Origin of the sequence: Mycobacterium sp. OAE908 (assembly GCF_017872775.1) — a bacterium.
Lineage (GTDB): Bacteria > Actinomycetota > Actinomycetes > Mycobacteriales > Mycobacteriaceae > Mycobacterium.
This window is the reverse complement of sequence record NZ_JAGGJL010000001.1, coordinates 4069449-4085206: the sequence shown is the minus strand read 5'-3', so window position 1 is coordinate 4085206 and position 15758 is coordinate 4069449. Positions and strand designations below refer to the sequence as shown.

The window sequence follows — 15758 nt, the reverse complement described above, 5'->3', positions numbered from 1 at the left end:
CGCCGACCTAGAGGCCCGCCGCGATCCGCTCGCCGACCTCTGAGGTGGACATCTTCTGGTCGCCGCGGGTGGCGAGGTGTTGCTCGACGGCCTTGTCGATGCGGGCCGCAGCGTCGTGTTCGCCGACATGGGACAGCAACAGCGCGACCGACATGATCGCCGCGGTCGGGTCCGCGATGCCCTGGCCCGCGATATCCGGCGCGCTGCCGTGCACCGGTTCGAACATGGACGGATTGGTCCGCGTCGCGTCGATGTTGCCGCTCGCGGCAAGCCCGATGCCACCGCACACGGCCGCAGCGAGGTCGGTGATGATGTCGCCGAACAGGTTGTCGGTCACGATCACGTCGAACCGGCCCGGATCGGTGACGAGGTGAATCGTCGCCGCATCCACGTGCTGATAGGCGATTTCGACGTCGGGGTACTCGGAGGCGATCTCCTGCACGGTGCGCCACCACAGTGCGCCTGCAAACGTCAGCACGTTGTTCTTGTGCACAAGCGTGAGATGCTTGCGGCGCTGCTGGGCGCGGCGGAACGCGTCATGCACCACGCGCTGCACGCCGAACGCCGTGTTGACGCTGACCTCGGTGGCGATCTCGTTGGGCGTGCCGACGCGAATGGCCCCACCGTTTCCGGTGTACGGACCCTCGGTGCCCTCGCGGACCACGACGAAATCAATGTCGGGGTTGCCCGCCAGCGGGCTGGCGACGCCTGGATACAGCCGCGAGGGACGCAGATTCACGTGGTGGTCGAGCGCGAACCGAATACGCAGCAGCAGGCCACGTTCCAGCACACCGCTGGGCACCGACGGATCACCGATGGCACCGAGCAGGATCGCGTCGTGTCCCCGCAGCTCGTCGATCACCGAGTCGGGCAGCACCTCGCCGGTCGCGTGGTAGCGCCGCGCGCCGAGGTCGTAGTTGGTCTTTTCGACGCCCGGCACGACCGCGTCGAGCACCTTGAGCGCCTCGCCTACGACCTCGGGGCCGATACCGTCGCCGGCAATGATCGCCAGTTTCACGAAAGGTCCACCACTTCCAGCAGTTTGGCGCCGACGGCCTGGGTGATCGCGGCGCGAACGTCGGCGGGCACTTCGCGGTCGATGCGCAGCAGGATCGTCGCACCCGGCCCTTCGGCGTCTTCACTCAATTGCGCCGCGTGAATGTTGATGTCAGCGGCGCCCAGCAGGGTGCCGATCTTGCCGAGTGTGCCGGGCTGATCGACGTAGTTGACGATCAAATAGACACCCTCGGCGCGCAGATCGAAGTTGCGGCCGTTGATCTGGACGATCTTCTCGACCTGCTGCGGTCCCGACAGCGCACCGGCGACGTTGGCCACTGACCCGTCGCCGTAGACGGCGCGGACGTCGACCACGCTGCGGTGGTTGGGACTTTCGGTGGCCGTGCTGATGTCGGCCTCCACGCCACGCTCGGCGGCCAGCGCAGGCGCATTGACGAACGTCACCGGATCTTCGATGACGGCGGAGAACAGTCCCCGTAGCGCCGAAAGTCGTAGCACCTCAACGTCTTCCGACGCCAGTTCGCCGCGCACCTGCACCGACAACGACACGGGCAGCTCGCTGCACAGCACACCGACGAGCACGCCGAGCTTGCGGACCAGATCGAGCCAGGGCGCCACTTCCTCACCGACGACCCCACCGCCGACGTTGACGGCGTCTGGCACGAATTCGCCGGCCAGCGCAAGCTTCACGCTCTCCGCGACGTCGGTGCCGGCGCGGTCCTGCGCCTCGCCGGTCGAGGCCCCGAGGTGCGGCGTGACGACGACCTGCGGCAGCTCGAACAGCGGGCTGTCGGTGGTCGGCTCGGTGGCGAACACGTCGATGCCCGCAGCGCGGACATGTCCGGAGCGAACCGCGTCGGCCAGCGCTTCCTCGTCGACCAGTCCACCGCGAGCGGCGTTGACGATGATCACGCCCGGCTTGGTCTTGGCCAGCGCTTCCTTGCCGATCAGCCCGGCGGTCTCCGGTGTCTTCGGCAGATGCACGGAAATGAAGTCCGACCGGCTCAGCAGTTCGTCGAGGGTCAGCAGCTCGATCCCGAGCTGCGCGGCCCGCGCAGCCGAGACATAGGGGTCATACGCCACGACATGCGTGCCGAACGCGGCCAGTCGCTGCGCCACCAGCTGACCGATGCGGCCCAGGCCGACCACGCCAACTGTCTTGCCGAAGATCTCGGTGCCGGAGAACTTGGACCGCTTCCAGGTGTGCTCGCGCAGCGATGCGTCAGCCGCGGGGATCTCCCTTGCCGCGGCGAGCATCAACGCCACCGCATGCTCGGCGGCACTATGGATATTCGACGTCGGGGCGTTGACCACCAGCACGCCACGGGCAGTCGCTGCGTCGACGTCGACGTTGTCCAGGCCGACGCCCGCGCGGGCGACGATCTTGAGCTTGGACCCCGCGGCCAGCACCTCGGCGTCGACGGTGGTCGCCGAGCGCACCAACAGCGCGTCGGCCTCCGGCACCGCGGCCAGCAGCTTCTCTCGGTCCGGGCCGTCCACCCAGCGGACCTCTACCTGGTCACCAAGTGCGGCGACGGTCGATTCAGCCAGTTTGTCGGCGATCAGTACAACGGGAAGGCTCACGCCCACACAGCGTAGTGGGCTTGAATCATGAGGTGGACGTCACCGTCGTAGGTAGTGGACCCAACGGCCTGGCGGCCGCCGTCATCTGCGCCAGAGCCGGTCTTTCAGTGCAGGTGTTCGAGGCGCAGCCAACTCTGGGCGGCGGCGCGCGCACGCTGGCTGATCCCGAGTTTCCCGGGGTCAGCCACGACATCTGTTCGGCCGTGCATCCGCTGGCATTGGCATCGCCGTTTCTGGCGGCGTTCGATCTGCCGGCCCGCGGTGTGACTGTGACGGCGCCGCAGGTGTCCTACGCCAACCCCCTTCCTGGGCGCCCCGCCGCGGTGGGCTACCACGATCTGGACCGCACGTGCGCGGAGCTGACCGACGGGCAGTCTTGGCGTCGACTGCTGGGTCCGCTTGTCGAGCGCGACGCCTCGGTGCTCAAGGTGTTGCTCGGCGACAAACGCTCTATTCCGACCACCGATCTGATCGCCGCGGTACAGGTGGCCAGCCGACTGGTCGAGCAGGGCACGCCTGCCTGGCGGGCGTTGGCGGGGACGGATGCTCGCGCTTTGTTCACCGGTGTTGCGGCGCATACGATTTCACAGATGCCGTCGCTGGTCTCTTCCGGCGCGGGGCTGATGCTGGCCACCTTGGCGCACACAGTCGGTTGGCCGATCCCGGCTGGCGGTAGCCAAGCCATTCCAGACGCGCTCATTGCCGACCTGCAAGCCCACGGCGGCACGGTGACCTCGGGTGCGGAGATCACCGAACCTCCTTCGGGTGTGGTGCTTTACGACACCGCACCGACAGCGCTGCTGTCCATCTACGGTGACCGGTTGCCGTCGCGGTATGCAAAGGCGTTGCAGCGCTACCGTTTCGGGCCAGGCGTGGCGAAGGTCGATTTCGTGCTGTCCGATGAGATCCCCTGGGTCGACCCGCGGCTGGCCGAGGCTCCGACACTGCACATGGGCGGCACCCGCGAGCAGATGGCGCACGCCGAGGCCGAAGCCGCAGCCGGCCGCCACCCGGAATGGCCGATGGTGCTGGCCGCGCTGCCGCATCTTGTCGATCCCGGCCGCATCGATGCAGCTGGCCGGCGGCCGTTGTGGACGTACGCGCATGTGCCATCGGGCTCGACTGTGGACCAAAGCGAAACTGTCACAAAGGTCTTCGAGCGTTTCGCCCCGGGCTTCCGCGATGTCGTGGTGGCGGTCCGGTCGATACCTGCCGCAGGGTTGGCCGATCACAACGCCAATCTGGTCGGCGGCGACATCGGGGTGGGCGGCAACACACTGTTTCACGCGCTGGCGGGCCCGACGCCGCGGCTCAACCCATGGAGCACACCGATTCCCAAGGCGTATCTGTGCTCATCGGCGACGCCACCGGGCGGCGGCGTGCACGGCATGTCGGGGTACTACGCGGCGCGCACGGTGTTGCGCCGCGAGTTCGGTATCAAGAAGCTGCCGAGGCTGGCGCCATGACGAAACTCGCGGTCATCTACTACTCAGCAACCGGCCATGGGACGTCGATGGCAGGGCGGGTAGCCGCCGCGGCCGAAGCCGCCGGCGCCGAGGTGCGCGTCCGTCCGGTCGCCGAAACCCGCGACCCCGCGTCGTTCGCGCAGAATCCCGCGTGGACGGCGAACTACGAATCCACTAAGGACCTGCCACACGCGACCGGCCACGACATCGTGTGGGCCGACGCGGTGATCTTCGGCTCGCCGACCCGATTCGGTTCGGTCGCTTCGCAATTGCGCGATTTCCTCGACTCGCTCGGCGGCCTGTGGTCGCAGGGCAAGCTGGCTGACAAGGTTCATGCCGGCTTCACGTCGACGAACACCGCACACGGTGGCCAAGAGACCACACTGCTCACGCTCTACGTCACGCTGATGCACTTCGGCGGCATCATCGTCGCCCCGGGGTACACCGATGCGCTGAAGTTCGTCGACGGAAACCCGTACGGCGCGAGCGTCATCGCCGACCACGACAACATCAGCGAGTTCGACGACGCAACGAACAACGCGCTCGACCATTTGGCCAAGCGCGTTGTCGCGGTCGCAGATCGCCTTACTTCTTAGCGGTTGTGTGCACTTTGTGGCGCTGAGCGCAACCAACTGCACACAACTCGATTAGGCCGTGTCCGTCAGCGGGCGGTCGACCCAGCTCATCAGTTCGCGCAGCTTCTTGCCGGTCACCTCGATCGGGTGCTCGGCGTTCTGCTTGCGCAGGTCTTCGAGCTCCTTGTTGCCGCCCTCGACGTTCGCGACGAGGCGCTTGACGAACGTGCCGTCCTGAATCTCGGTCAGCAGCTGCTTCATCCGGTCCTTGGTGCCGGCGTCAATCACGCGCGGACCCGACAGGTAGCCGCCGAACTCCGCGGTGTCGGACACCGAGTAGTTCATCCGCGCGATGCCGCCCTCGTACATCAGGTCGACGATCAGCTTGAGCTCGTGCAGTACCTCGAAGTAGGCCAACTCGGGCGCATATCCCGCCTCGACCATCACGTCGAAGCCGGTCTTGACGAGTTCCTCGGTGCCACCGCACAACACGGCCTGCTCACCGAACAGGTCGGTCTCGGTCTCGTCCTTGAACGTGGTCTTGATGACGCCTGCGCGCGTTCCGCCGATGCCCTTGGCGTAGGACAGCGCGAGCGCCTGGCCCTCACCCTTGGGATCCTGGTCGACCGCGATCAGGCACGGCACACCCTTGCCGTCGACGAACTGACGACGCACCAGGTGACCCGGGCCCTTCGGCGCCACCATGCCGATGGTGACGTTGGCAGGCGGCTTGATCAGATTGAAGTGGATGTTCAGGCCGTGGCCGAAGAACAGCGCGTTGCCGTCCTCGAGGTTCGGCTCGATGTCGTTCTTGAAGATCTCGGCCTGCGCGGTATCGGGTGCCAGCAACATGATCACGTCGGCCCACTTGGCAACCTCGGCGGGCGTATCGACCTCGAGGCCCTGCTCGGTGACCTTGTCGCGCGACTTTGAGCCTTCCTTGAGGCCGACCTTCACCTGCACGCCGGAATCGCGCAGCGAAAGCGAGTGCGCATGGCCCTGGCTGCCGTAGCCGATGACGCCGACCTTGCGACCCTGAATGATCGACAGGTCCGCGTCGTCGTCATAGAACATCTCTACTGCCACTGAATTTCCTTATCTCGTAACTGACTTGGGGCTTACTTGGCGGTGCCGATGCCGCGCGGACCGCGCGACAGCGAAACCACACCGGACTGGACGAGCTCACGAATGCCATACGGCTCCAGCACCCGCAGCAGCGCCTCCAGCTTCTCGGGAGTGCCGGTTGTCTCGATGATCAACGACTCCGTAGACACATCAACGACTTTGGCGCGGAAAAGATTCACCGCCTCGATGACCTGACTGCGGGTGGCGGCATCAGCGCGCACCTTGATCAGCGCGAGTTCACGGTCGACGGAGTTGTCGGGCTCCTGCTCCACGATCTTGATCACGTTGACAAGCTTGTTGAGCTGCTTGGTGATCTGCTCGAGCGGAGAGTCCTCGACGCTGACGACGATCGTCATCCGCGACATGTCCTTCTGCTCGGTCGCACCAACAGCCAGCGACTGGATATTGAAGCCGCGCCGCGAGAACAGCGACGCCACGCGCGCGAGCACGCCGGGTTTGTCTTCGACCAGAACGCTCAAGGTGTGAGTGGAAACGGTCATCACGCGTGCCCTTCTTCGGGATCGTCGAACAGCGGCCGGATTCCCTTGGCCGCCTGGATCTCGTCGTTGCTGGTGCCCGCGGCCACCATCGGCCACACCTGGGCGTCGGCGCCGACGATGAAGTCGATCACGACCGGCCGGTCGTTGATCTCCCGCGCCTGCCGGATGACGTCCTCGACGTCTTCGGCACGCTCACAACGCAATCCGACGCAGCCAAGCGCCTCGGCCAGCATCACGAAGTCCGGGATGCGATGCGAGTGGGTGGCCAAATCGGTTTGGCTGTAGCGCTCTTCGTAGAACAGTGTCTGCCACTGCCGCACCATGCCCAGGTTGCCGTTGTTGATGATGGCCACCTTGATCGGCGCGCCTTCGACGGCACAGGTGGCCAGTTCCTGATTGGTCATCTGGAAGCAGCCGTCGCCGTCGATGGCCCACACCTCAGCCTCCGGGCGGCCGAACTTGGCGCCCATCGCCGCGGGAACCGCGAAGCCCATGGTGCCGAGGCCGCCGGAGTTGAGCCACGTCTTCGGGTTCTCGTATTTGATGAACTGCGCGGCCCACATCTGGTGCTGCCCAACGCCTGCGACGTAGACGGCGTCGGGGCCGGCCATCTTGCCAAGGGTTTCGATGACGTACTCCGGCGACAGGCTGCCGTCACTCTGCGGGCCGTAGCTCAGCGGGTAGGTCGACTGCACCCCGCGCAGGTACTCCCACCAGTTGTCGATCGTGATCGAGCCGATGGTGCCGTCACGGCGCAGCGCCTCGATCAGGTCGGTGATGACCGCCTTGACGTCGCCGACGATCGGGACGTCGGCGTGCCGGTTCTTACCGATCTCGGCGGGGTCGATGTCAGCGTGAATCACCTTGGCTTCTGGCGCGAAGGAATCCAGCTTGCCCGTCACACGGTCGTCGAAGCGGGTACCGAGTGCGATCAGCAGATCACTGCGCTGCAACGCCGCGACCGCCGAGACCGTGCCGTGCATGCCGGGCATGCCCATGTGCTGCGGATGGCTGTCGGGAAACGCGCCGCGCGCCATCAGCGTGGTGACGACCGGGATGCCGGTCAGCTCGGCCAGATCCAGCAGTTGCTCGGTGGCCTCGCCGCGAATCACCCCGCCGCCGACGTAGAGCACCGGCTTGCGGGCCGCCGCGATCAGCTTGGCCGCCTCGCGGATCTGCCGGTTGTGCGGCTTGGTGTTCGGCTTGTAACCGGGCAGATCGATCTGCGGCGGCCAGCTGAACAAGCACTGTCCCTGCAGCACATCCTTCGGGATGTCGACCAGCACCGGGCCCGGGCGACCGGACGAGGCGAGGTGGAACGCCTCAGCGATCGCCTGCGGGATGTCGTCGCCGTTGCGCACCAGGAAGTTGTGCTTGGTGATCGGCATGGTGATGCCGGAGATGTCGGCTTCCTGGAAAGCGTCGGTGCCGATCAGCCCGCGGCCGACCTGACCGGTGATCGCGACCATCGGGATCGAGTCCATGTGCGCATCAGCCAGCGGGGTGACCAGGTTGGTGGCGCCGGGCCCCGACGTCGCCATGCACACGCCGACCTTGCCGGTGGCGTGCGCGTAGCCGCTGGCGGCGTGCCCGGCACCCTGCTCGTGGCGGACCAACACGTGGCGCAGCTTCTGCGAGTCGAAAAGCGGGTCGTAGACCGGCAACACGGCGCCGCCCGGGATGCCGAAGATGACGTCGACGTCGAGTTCCTCTAGTGACCGGATTACGGCCTGCGCACCGGTGAGCTGGTGCGGCGCAATACGTTTCGGCTGCGCGGTGCTGGTCTTCGGCGCTGGCTTGGCGGCAGCAGGCACGGGTTGACCCCCATTCGTCTGCTCCGGCGGTCGCGTGGTTGGTGCGCTCACGGTGTCCTCGTCATCTCCGTCGTCGTCTCTAGGATCTCAAATCGGTGTTCGGGCAAGAAAAAACCCCCGTCAGCTGGCCGCTGTACGAGGGTCGCGCGTTGATGCTTGTGCTATGCCCGGCAGAAGGCAAGCGCGGCATCAACGCGCTTCCCAATTACTACGAGCAATGCCAGGGTCTGCATAACAGACGACCGTAGCCTCCGCACTGGTAGCGGGTCAAATCACCACCCAATGCGAAGATGGCTGAGTGCCCGCCCACCCCGAGCAGACCCGCGTCGTCATCCGGATCTCGCCGATGGCGCATTTCGCCGTTGGCTTCATCGCGCTCGGCATGCTGGCCGTCGTGTTCGCCGGCCCGTCGTGGTTCGCGCCGCTGCTCATCATTCCTATCGGGCTGTCGGCGTTCATCGTCCGCTACCGCACGGCGGCCGACCGCGACGCAGTCACCGTGCGCACGTTTCTGGCCAGTCGGACCGTCTCATGGGACGACATCGCCGGTCTGCGGTTCGGCAGGAGTTCGTGGGCATACGCGCAGCTCAAGGACGGCAGCGAACTGCGACTGCCTGCGGTGACGTTCTCGACGCTGCCCCTGTTGACCGAGGCAAGCGGCGGTCGCGTGCCCAACCCGTACGGCTAGGCCAGCGGGTTGCCGCCGTTCAGCAGCACCCACACCGCGACGCCTGCGCCGATGCCCAGCACCAGCGCAATGAAGGACCCGACGAACGGTCGACGCGCCCAGCCCCGGCCGGCGTCCAGCCCGTAGCGACCAGGTCCGATCAGGATGATCGCGGCGATCGCGCACGCGAAGATGACCTTGTATTCGTGGCCGTCGGTGAGGAAGGACGCCAGCCTGGCCTCTTCGTGGGCCATCATCGCCTCGGCCAACAGGCCGGTCACCGAATATGCGAGCGCCCCGGCGGCCGCCACAGGAGTAAAGAGGCCCAGTACGAGAAGCACGCCCGCGGCAAGCTGCCCGCCGGCCGCCACATAGGTCAAGATGTCGGCGTACTTGAAACCCTGGTCGGTGAGCGACGTCTGGAGCCCACCGAATCCCGGGCCGCCCCACAAGCCGAAGGCCTTCTGAAGGCCGTGCCCGATGAGCACCGCCGCAACCGCGAGGCGCAGCAGGAGCAGTCCGAAGTCCTGGGTGCCGCGGCGGTCGCGGGCCTGATCATTGGCATCCGGCTCGATCTCGACGGGCTCGGCGCCATACGGGCCGAGTGAATGTCTGCCGCCGGGCTGCACGTAGGGCAACGGCTCTGGGTCGCTGATCAGGCCGAACGGCTGCTCGGCCGACTTGGCAGCGTCGTAGCGCGGGATCGCGGTGGTCTCGAAATCACCGGCGTAGTTCGAGGTCGGCAGATCGTCCTCGGGGTCGACCAGGCTCGCAGACGCCGGACGCTGCCAGGTGCGTGGATCAGGTTGACTGGTCACGATTGCCAGGGTAAGTGCTCGTCACCCGCAATTCGAGCATTGGCGCGGCGCTTTGGCGTCCCTATTCGCGAGGTCGAATCGGCCACGCCGTGACAGGCGCGTGGCGCGTATCGCCAAACAATCCGTAACCTGGCCTGCATGACACGACGCCGGCCCATGCGGGGTGTGATCGTCCTGCTGTGTGCGGCGTTGCTCGTCGGCTCCGGATGTGCCCGCTTCGATGAGGCGCAGTCGCAGCCGTTCACCACCGAACCGGAACTCAAGCCGGGTCCCTCGTCGACCCCGCCGCCCCCGCCGCCGCTGCCGCCGAAGCCGTTTCCGAAGGCATGCCCGGCGCCCGGCGTCATGCAGGGCTGCCTGGAGAGCACCAGCGGGCTGATCATGCTTCCCGACAGCCAGTCGGCGCTCGTGGCCGAGCGGACCGCCGGCGCGGTCAAGGAGGTGTCGACCCACGCCGAACCCAAGGTCAAGTTGGTGATCCCGGTCGATCCGTCCGGTGACGGCGGCTTGATGGACATTGCGCTGTCGCCGACGTACTCACAGGACCGGCTGATGTACGCCTACGTCAGCACCCCCACCGACAATCGGGTCATCCGCATCGCCGACGGCGACGTTCCGAAGCCGATTCTGACCGGCATTCCCAAGGGTCCGACCGGTAACACCGGCGCGCTGATCTTCACGAGTCCGACGACGCTGGACGTGCTCACCGGTGACGCGGGCAATGCCGCGCAGGCGGGTGACCCGGGCTCGCTGGCCGGCAAGCTGCTTCGCATCGAGCAACCGACCACGATCAATCAAGCGCCGCAGACCACCGCGCTGTCCGGGTTGGGCGCGGGCGGCGGCCTGTGCATCGACCCGTCGGACGGTTCCCTGTATGTCACCGACCGCAGCCCGACCGCCGATCGACTACAGCGAATCACCAAGGACTCCAAGGTGTCGACGGTGTGGACGTGGCCTGACCGTCCGGGCGTAGCGGGCTGCGCGGCGCTCGACGGCACCGTGCTCGTGAATCTCGTCAACACCAAGCAGACGGTCGCAGTTCGGCTGGCACCTGACACCGGCGCTGTGACCGGCGAACCCGAAGTGGTCCGCCAGGATCAGCACGGTCACGCGTGGGCGTTGCAACTGGCGCCCGACGGCAACGTGTGGGGCGCCACGGTCAACAAGACTTCCGGTGACGCCGAGAAGCTCGACGACGTCGTCTTCCCGCTGTTCCCGCAGGGCGGCGGCTTCCCGCGCAGCAACGCCGACAACACTTAAGGCGCAACGGATTTCAGCTCTCGACGAGGCGCAGCCCGACGATCCCTACGACGATGAGTGACAGGAACAGGGCCCGCGCCGCGCTGACGGTTTCACCGGACAGGACCACGCCTGCGATCACGACGCCGACCGCGCCGATGCCGACCCACACCGCATAGCCAGTGCTCGCGGGCAGATGCCTCAGCGCGAGCGCGAGCAAGATGAAACTTGCCACCGCCCCGCCGACGCCGATCGCGCTTGGCCAGGGCCGGGTGAACCCGTACGAGTGCTTGAGCGCTGTGGCCCAGACGATTTCAAGCAGACCGGCGCCGACGAGGAGCAGCCATGGCATCGCGATCAGGCGTTCGTGCCGCCGTCGACGGTGACCACCGAACCGGTGATCATCCGCGCGCCTGAGCCCGCGAGGAAACCGACTGTGTTGGCAATGTCCGTGGGATCGGCGTACTGCCCGAGCGCAGAAAGTTCACGCTGACCGTCGGCGGTCGGGCCGTGCGCGGGATTCATATCGGTGTCGGTGGACCCGGGTTGCACGAGGTTCACGGTGATCCCGCGCTCACCGAGGTCGCGGGCCAAGCCCTTGGTGAAGCCGATGAGCGCGGACTTGCTCATCGAGTAGAGGGTGACACCCGAAAACGGCACGCGCTCAGCGAGATTGCTGCCGATGCTGATGATCCGACCGCCACTGGCCATGTGCTGCACCGCGGCCTGGCTGGCCAGAAATACCGCGCGGGCATGGATGCCGAGCGTGCGGTCGACCTCTTCGAGCGAAACATCCTCGATTGGCCCGAACGGGAAGACGCCCGCGTTGTTCACCAGAACGTCGAGGCGGCCGAACTCATCGACGACCTGTCCGACGGCAGAGACGACGTCGTCCGCGACCGCGCTGTCCGCCTTGATGGCCAACCCACGGCTGCCATGCGCCTTGATGGCGTCGACGACCTCGTCGGCGCGTTCCTTCGACTGGGCGTATGTGATGGCCACGTCCGCACCGAGTTGCGCCAACCGCGCGGCGATCGCCGCTCCGATCCCCCGGCTGCCGCCGGTCACCAACGCCACCTTGCCTGTGAGTTCAGACATTCGCATTCTTCCTTTCTGTGTCGTTCGATACATAATTACTCACGCCAGGGTACACTCGTCAATAGATTTCGTGTCGTTCGATACAGAAATGGGGTGTGACATGGCGGCTCGCGGCAGGCCACGCAGTTTCGACCGCGCTCATGCCCTGCGCCAGGCCATGGAGGTCTTCTGGAAACACGGCTATGAGGGCGCGTCGATCTCGGACCTGACATCAGCGATGGGAATCAACTCGCCGAGTCTGTATGCGGCGTTCGGTTGCAAAGAGGCGCTGTTCCGAGAAGCGGTCGCCTATTACGACGAAACCGAAGGCGTCGACGCGGTCAAGGCGTTGCGGGAACTACCCACTGCCAAGGAAGCGATCGGCGGGTTTCTGCGCCAGAACGCGATCTTCTACACCACACCGGACAAGCCGAGTGGGTGCATGATCGTGCTGACCGCGACCACCTACACCGAGCAGAGCAAGGCCGTGCACGCGCACCTCGCCGAGTGGCGCATCGCCACCGAGCACGACTTTCGAGAACGCATCGAACGCGGCATCGCCGAGGGTGACGTCCCGGCAGGCGCCGATGCCGCGACGATCGCCGCGTTCTACAGTGCGGTCAACCAGGGCATGGCAATTCAGGCGCGCGACGGCGCTGATCGATCAAAGCTTTCGGCCGTCGCCGAGTCGGCGATTTCCGCGTGGGACGGGCTCATTGGTCAAGGGGTACACCGCTAGACGTTCACGCCTTCAGCTGCAAGCCGCGAGCACCAGTTCGCGCACTCGCGCGGCGTCGGCCTGACCCTTGGTCGCCTTCATCACCGCGCCGACGATCGCGCCGGCCGCTTGCACCTTGCCGCCGCGGATCTTCTCGACCACGTCCGGGTTGGCGGCCAGCGCCTCGTCGATGGCGCTCTGAAGCGCCGAGTCGTCGCGCACGACCTCGAGCCCGCGATCCTTCATCACCTGCTCGGGTTCACCCTCGCCGGCCAGCACACCCTCGATGACCTGGCGCGCCAGCTTGTTCGACAGCTTGCCCTCATCGACAAGCTTGACCACCGCGGCCACCTGCGCGGGGGTGATGGCGAGCGCGTCGAGTTCGACGCCTACTTCATTGGCTTTCTGCACCAAGAAATTTCCCCACCATGCGCGGGCCGAGTCGCTGGACGCACCGTGTGCGACGGTGGCGGTGATCAATTCGATCGCACCGGTGTTGACCAGGTCGCGCATCACCTCGTCGGAGATGCCCCAGTCCTCTTGAATTCGCTTGCGCTGCAACCACGGTAGTTCGGGAATGGTGCCCCGCAGTCGTTCGATCAGCCCCGCATCGGGTGCGACGGGCTCCAGATCCGGCTCGGGGAAGTAGCGGTAGTCCTGCGCGGTCTCCTTGCTGCGACCCGGCGAGGTGTAGCCGTCCTCGTGAAAGTGCCTGGTCTCCTGCAGAACTCGGGCACCCGAATCGAGAACGGCTGCCTGACGGCGCATCTCGTAGCGGACCGCCACCTCAACGCTCTTCAGCGAGTTGACGTTCTTGGTTTCGGTGCGGGTGCCGAACTCCTGTTGACCCGTCGGCTTGAGCGAGACGTTGGAGTCGCAACGCATCGAGCCTTGATCCATCCGCACATCGGAAACACCCAAGCCGCGCAACAAGTCCCGCAGAGCGGTCACGTAGGCGCGGGCGATCTCCGGGGCACGCGAGCCGGTGCCCTCGATCGGCTTGGTGACGATCTCGATCAGCGGCACACCGGAACGGTTGTAGTCGATAAGCGATGTCGTCGCGCCCTCGATGCGGCCGGTGTCGCTGCCAAGGTGGGTGAGCTTGCCGGTGTCCTCTTCCATGTGGGCCCGCTCGATGTCGACCCGCCAGGTGGTTCCGTCGTCGAGCGGGACGTCGAGGTAGCCGTTGATCGCGATCGGCTCGTCGTACTGGCTGATCTGATAGTTCTTCGGCATGTCCGGATAGAAGTAGTTCTTCCGCGCGAACCGGCACCACGGCACGATCTCGCAGTTGAGCGCCAACCCGATGCGGATGGCCGACTCCACCGCCGTCTGGTTGAGCACCGGAAGCGACCCCGGGAGGCCGAGACACACCGGGCACACCTGGGAGTTGGGTTCGGCGCCGAACTTGTTGGCACAGCCGCAGAACATCTTGGTTTCGGTGGACAGTTCGACGTGCACCTCGAGGCCGAGCACCGGCTCGTAGCGTGCGACGACGTCGTCGTAGTCGACCAGTTCAGCAGCGGCGATCGTCATGGCTCGATCCTAGTGGCAGCGTGCTAGCCCAATTTGGGGTGCACACCGGGGATCAGACCCGCCGCTCTCGACATCCGTTGCAGGTAATCCAACACAGCGCGGCGCTCGACGTCCGTCAGCGATGCGGTGATCTCGTCTTCCTGCGCGCTGCCCTGTGCGTCCAGTTTCGGCAGCAACTCGCGGGCTTTGTCGGTCAGCGTCACCGCGAACGCACGCCGGTCCGCGGGGTGGGGCATGCGCTTGACCAGCCCGTCGCCTTCCAGCTTGTCGACGACGGTCACCATCACGTTGCGGTGGATGCCCAGTTGGGTCGACAGTTCGCGCTGTGATCGTCCGTCGTCCTCGCTCAACGCCTTGAGCACCGCGTATGCCCGCGGTTCGACGCCCAACGGCCCCAGTCGATGCACGAAATCGTCGGCGAGGTGCACGCCGAGCTGCGAAAGCAGGAACGGAATGCGCTGGTGGAGTCCGGCGATACCGGCTTCGCGGTCGGCCATGCGCTCGACATTAGCACTTCGGATGATAGTCACGTAGAGTGATAATCATGTCCAGGGATCAATTAGGAGGAGCGATGAGCATCGTGGTTTTCGGCGCGAACGGCCAGACCGGCAGATTGGTGACCCGGCAGGCCCTCGACAAGGGGCACTCCGTCGTCGCCGTCACGCGGCACCCGGATGACTTCCCGATCGCCGACCCGCACCTCACGGTCGCCCGCGCCGACGTGCGCGACCCGTCGTCACTTTCCGACGTCGTGCGCGGCGCCGATGCAGTGGTGTCCACGTTGGGCGTGCCGTTCAGCACCCGGCCCATCGACACATACTCGGTCGGCGTGCGCAACATCGTCGACGCGATGCGATCGACAGAGGTCCGCCGACTGGTCGTGGTGAGTTCGACTGGCGCATACCACTACCCGAACCGGATCGGCACACCGATGTCGTTGCGGATCTTCGAACCGGTGATCACGCGCACCATCGGCAAGTCCACGTATGACGATCAACGCCGCATGGAGGACATCGTGCGGGCGAGCGGCCTGGACTGGACCGTCGTACGGCCGTCGGGGTTGTTCGACTTGCCGGAGGTCACGAATTACGTTGCAGGCGAGGTAGATCCGGTCGGCGGGTTCACTGCTCGTATCGACTTGGCGGATTACCTGATCGCCTTGGCTTACGATGCATCCCCCGCGGGCAAGACCGTTGTCGTCTCCACCACCGAGGGCACGCCGACGATGTGGCAGATGATCCGCCGAGAAGCGTTCAAGAGTGCCTCATGACGACCGCCTACCTCGTCGTCACACTGACCGCCATCGCCGCGAATGGATTCTCAGGGACCGCAGCGCTGCTGCACTTTCAGCCGATCATGCCGGGCATGGCGAAGGCAGGCGTCCCCGTCTCGTGGCTGACCTTTCCCATCGGAACGCTGAAAACGCTTGGTGCACTGGGACTAGCGGCCGGACTGGTGTTTCGCCCACTCGGTGTTTGCGCGGCGATCGGATTGGTGCTGTTCTTCGTCTGCGCCATCTATACGCACATCCGGGCAAGCGATTACGGGGCGCAGTTCGGGCTCGCGATCGGATTTCTGGGCCTCAACGTGGCGGCGCTTGCTCTGGCACTGCCATAGCTGAA

17 protein-coding genes are annotated in these 15758 nt (G+C 65.9%); 7 read left to right on the top strand and 10 right to left on the bottom strand.

All coding sequences use genetic code 11. From position 1 onward, the window contains the following. Window positions 1-7 precede the first annotated feature (7 nt). The gene (locus tag J3E61_RS20150) at window positions 8-1018 is read right to left on the bottom strand and encodes a 3-isopropylmalate dehydrogenase (protein ID WP_210084723.1); all 1011 of its coding nucleotides are present in this window, start codon (window positions 1016-1018) and stop codon (window positions 8-10) included. Next, the gene (locus J3E61_RS20145) at window positions 1015-2601 is read right to left on the bottom strand and encodes a phosphoglycerate dehydrogenase (RefSeq protein WP_192721274.1); all 1587 of its coding nucleotides are present in this window, start codon (window positions 2599-2601) and stop codon (window positions 1015-1017) included. The genes J3E61_RS20150 and J3E61_RS20145 overlap by 4 nt, the downstream gene beginning before the upstream one ends. A gap of 32 nt (window positions 2602-2633) precedes the next feature. Here J3E61_RS20145 and J3E61_RS20140 point away from each other — a divergent pair, with 32 nt between their 5' ends. After that, window positions 2634-4067, top strand: a complete 1434-nt coding sequence (locus J3E61_RS20140; protein ID WP_210085636.1) for an NAD(P)/FAD-dependent oxidoreductase — start codon at window positions 2634-2636, stop codon at window positions 4065-4067. Beyond that, window positions 4064-4663 carry an NAD(P)H:quinone oxidoreductase gene (wrbA, locus tag J3E61_RS20135; protein ID WP_210084722.1) on the top strand — a complete coding sequence of 200 codons (600 nt, stop codon included), beginning with the start codon at window positions 4064-4066 and terminating at the stop codon, window positions 4661-4663. Before J3E61_RS20140 ends, wrbA begins: the two co-directional genes overlap by 4 nt. A 51-nt stretch (window positions 4664-4714) precedes the next feature. On the opposite strand, the gene ilvC is transcribed toward wrbA, so the two are convergent. Genes ilvC through J3E61_RS20120 form a run of 3 tightly spaced genes read right to left on the bottom strand, consistent with a single transcriptional unit; the run spans window position 4715 to window position 8132 of the window. Continuing rightward, window positions 4715-5716 (bottom strand): ketol-acid reductoisomerase, encoded by a 1002-nt coding sequence (gene ilvC, locus J3E61_RS20130; protein ID WP_192722397.1) that lies wholly within the window; start codon window positions 5714-5716, stop codon window positions 4715-4717. Window positions 5717-5760: 44 nt separating this feature from the next. Then, window positions 5761-6267, bottom strand: a complete 507-nt coding sequence (gene ilvN, locus J3E61_RS20125) for an acetolactate synthase small subunit (protein ID WP_192721276.1) — start codon at window positions 6265-6267, stop codon at window positions 5761-5763. Continuing rightward, entirely contained in the window at window positions 6267-8132 is a 1866-nt protein-coding gene (locus J3E61_RS20120; protein ID WP_192721277.1) for an acetolactate synthase large subunit, read from the bottom strand. The genes ilvN and J3E61_RS20120 overlap by 1 nt, the downstream gene beginning before the upstream one ends. A 295-nt stretch (window positions 8133-8427) precedes the next feature. Here J3E61_RS20120 and J3E61_RS20115 point away from each other — a divergent pair, with 295 nt between their 5' ends. Then, window positions 8428-8769 carry a PH domain-containing protein gene (locus tag J3E61_RS20115; RefSeq protein ID WP_210085635.1) on the top strand — a complete coding sequence of 114 codons (342 nt, stop codon included), beginning with the start codon at window positions 8428-8430 and terminating at the stop codon, window positions 8767-8769. Here the strand turns inward: J3E61_RS20115 and J3E61_RS20110 are convergent. Next, complete coding sequence (locus J3E61_RS20110; protein ID WP_192721278.1) at window positions 8766-9566, bottom strand: DoxX family membrane protein; 801 nt, start codon at window positions 9564-9566, stop codon at window positions 8766-8768. The two genes, J3E61_RS20115 and J3E61_RS20110, sit on opposite strands and share 4 nt — an antisense overlap. Window positions 9567-9704: 138 nt before the next feature. Between J3E61_RS20110 and J3E61_RS20105 the strand changes: the two genes are divergently transcribed. Then, window positions 9705-10826, top strand: coding sequence for a PQQ-dependent sugar dehydrogenase (locus J3E61_RS20105; RefSeq protein WP_210084721.1), 1122 nt, complete (start codon window positions 9705-9707; stop codon window positions 10824-10826). A gap of 13 nt (window positions 10827-10839) precedes the next feature. On the opposite strand, the gene J3E61_RS20100 is transcribed toward J3E61_RS20105, so the two are convergent. Continuing rightward, complete coding sequence (locus J3E61_RS20100) at window positions 10840-11157, bottom strand: multidrug efflux SMR transporter (RefSeq protein WP_192721280.1); 318 nt, start codon at window positions 11155-11157, stop codon at window positions 10840-10842. A gap of 5 nt (window positions 11158-11162) precedes the next feature. Continuing rightward, entirely contained in the window at window positions 11163-11903 is a 741-nt protein-coding gene (locus J3E61_RS20095; RefSeq protein ID WP_210084720.1) for a 3-oxoacyl-ACP reductase FabG, read from the bottom strand. 100 nt (window positions 11904-12003) lie between these two features. On the opposite strand from J3E61_RS20095, the gene J3E61_RS20090 reads away from it, so the two are divergent. After that, window positions 12004-12621, top strand: coding sequence for a TetR/AcrR family transcriptional regulator (locus tag J3E61_RS20090; protein WP_210085634.1), 618 nt, complete (start codon window positions 12004-12006; stop codon window positions 12619-12621). 12 nt (window positions 12622-12633) lie between these two features. Here J3E61_RS20090 and gatB read toward each other — a convergent pair whose 3' ends face one another. Next, window positions 12634-14136: an Asp-tRNA(Asn)/Glu-tRNA(Gln) amidotransferase subunit GatB gene (gatB, locus tag J3E61_RS20085; RefSeq protein WP_210084719.1), complete on the bottom strand. Its 1503-nt coding sequence runs from the start codon at window positions 14134-14136 to the stop codon at window positions 12634-12636. 23 nt (window positions 14137-14159) lie between these two features. Further along, window positions 14160-14633 carry a MarR family transcriptional regulator gene (locus J3E61_RS20080; protein ID WP_210084718.1) on the bottom strand — a complete coding sequence of 158 codons (474 nt, stop codon included), beginning with the start codon at window positions 14631-14633 and terminating at the stop codon, window positions 14160-14162. 74 nt (window positions 14634-14707) lie between these two features. Here J3E61_RS20080 and J3E61_RS20075 point away from each other — a divergent pair, with 74 nt between their 5' ends. Next, window positions 14708-15406 (top strand): NAD(P)H-binding protein, encoded by a 699-nt coding sequence (locus tag J3E61_RS20075; RefSeq protein ID WP_210084717.1) that lies wholly within the window; start codon window positions 14708-14710, stop codon window positions 15404-15406. Beyond that, window positions 15403-15753: a DoxX family protein gene (locus J3E61_RS20070; RefSeq protein WP_210084716.1), complete on the top strand. Its 351-nt coding sequence runs from the start codon at window positions 15403-15405 to the stop codon at window positions 15751-15753. Before J3E61_RS20075 ends, J3E61_RS20070 begins: the two co-directional genes overlap by 4 nt. Window positions 15754-15758: the final 5 nt, after the last annotated feature.

Excerpts from the sequence above, each read along its gene's own strand:
- wrbA (WP_210084722.1), top strand. The coding sequence starts at position 4,064 with ATGACGAAACTCGCGGTCATCTACTACTCAGCAACCGGCCATGGGACG.
- ilvC (WP_192722397.1), bottom strand. The coding sequence starts at position 5,716 with ATGTTCTATGACGACGACGCGGACCTGTCGATCATTCAGGGTCGCAAG.
- ilvN (WP_192721276.1), bottom strand. The coding sequence starts at position 6,267 with ATGACCGTTTCCACTCACACCTTGAGCGTTCTGGTCGAAGACAAACCC.
- J3E61_RS20115 (WP_210085635.1), top strand. The coding sequence starts at position 8,428 with ATGGCGCATTTCGCCGTTGGCTTCATCGCGCTCGGCATGCTGGCCGTC.
- J3E61_RS20105 (WP_210084721.1), top strand. The coding sequence starts at position 9,705 with ATGACACGACGCCGGCCCATGCGGGGTGTGATCGTCCTGCTGTGTGCG.
- J3E61_RS20100 (WP_192721280.1), bottom strand. The coding sequence starts at position 11,157 with ATGCCATGGCTGCTCCTCGTCGGCGCCGGTCTGCTTGAAATCGTCTGG.
- J3E61_RS20095 (WP_210084720.1), bottom strand. The coding sequence starts at position 11,903 with ATGTCTGAACTCACAGGCAAGGTGGCGTTGGTGACCGGCGGCAGCCGG.
- J3E61_RS20090 (WP_210085634.1), top strand. The coding sequence starts at position 12,004 with ATGGCGGCTCGCGGCAGGCCACGCAGTTTCGACCGCGCTCATGCCCTG.
- gatB (WP_210084719.1), bottom strand. The coding sequence starts at position 14,136 with ATGACGATCGCCGCTGCTGAACTGGTCGACTACGACGACGTCGTCGCA.
- J3E61_RS20080 (WP_210084718.1), bottom strand. The coding sequence starts at position 14,633 with ATGGCCGACCGCGAAGCCGGTATCGCCGGACTCCACCAGCGCATTCCG.
- J3E61_RS20075 (WP_210084717.1), top strand. The coding sequence starts at position 14,708 with ATGAGCATCGTGGTTTTCGGCGCGAACGGCCAGACCGGCAGATTGGTG.
- J3E61_RS20070 (WP_210084716.1), top strand. The coding sequence starts at position 15,403 with ATGACGACCGCCTACCTCGTCGTCACACTGACCGCCATCGCCGCGAAT.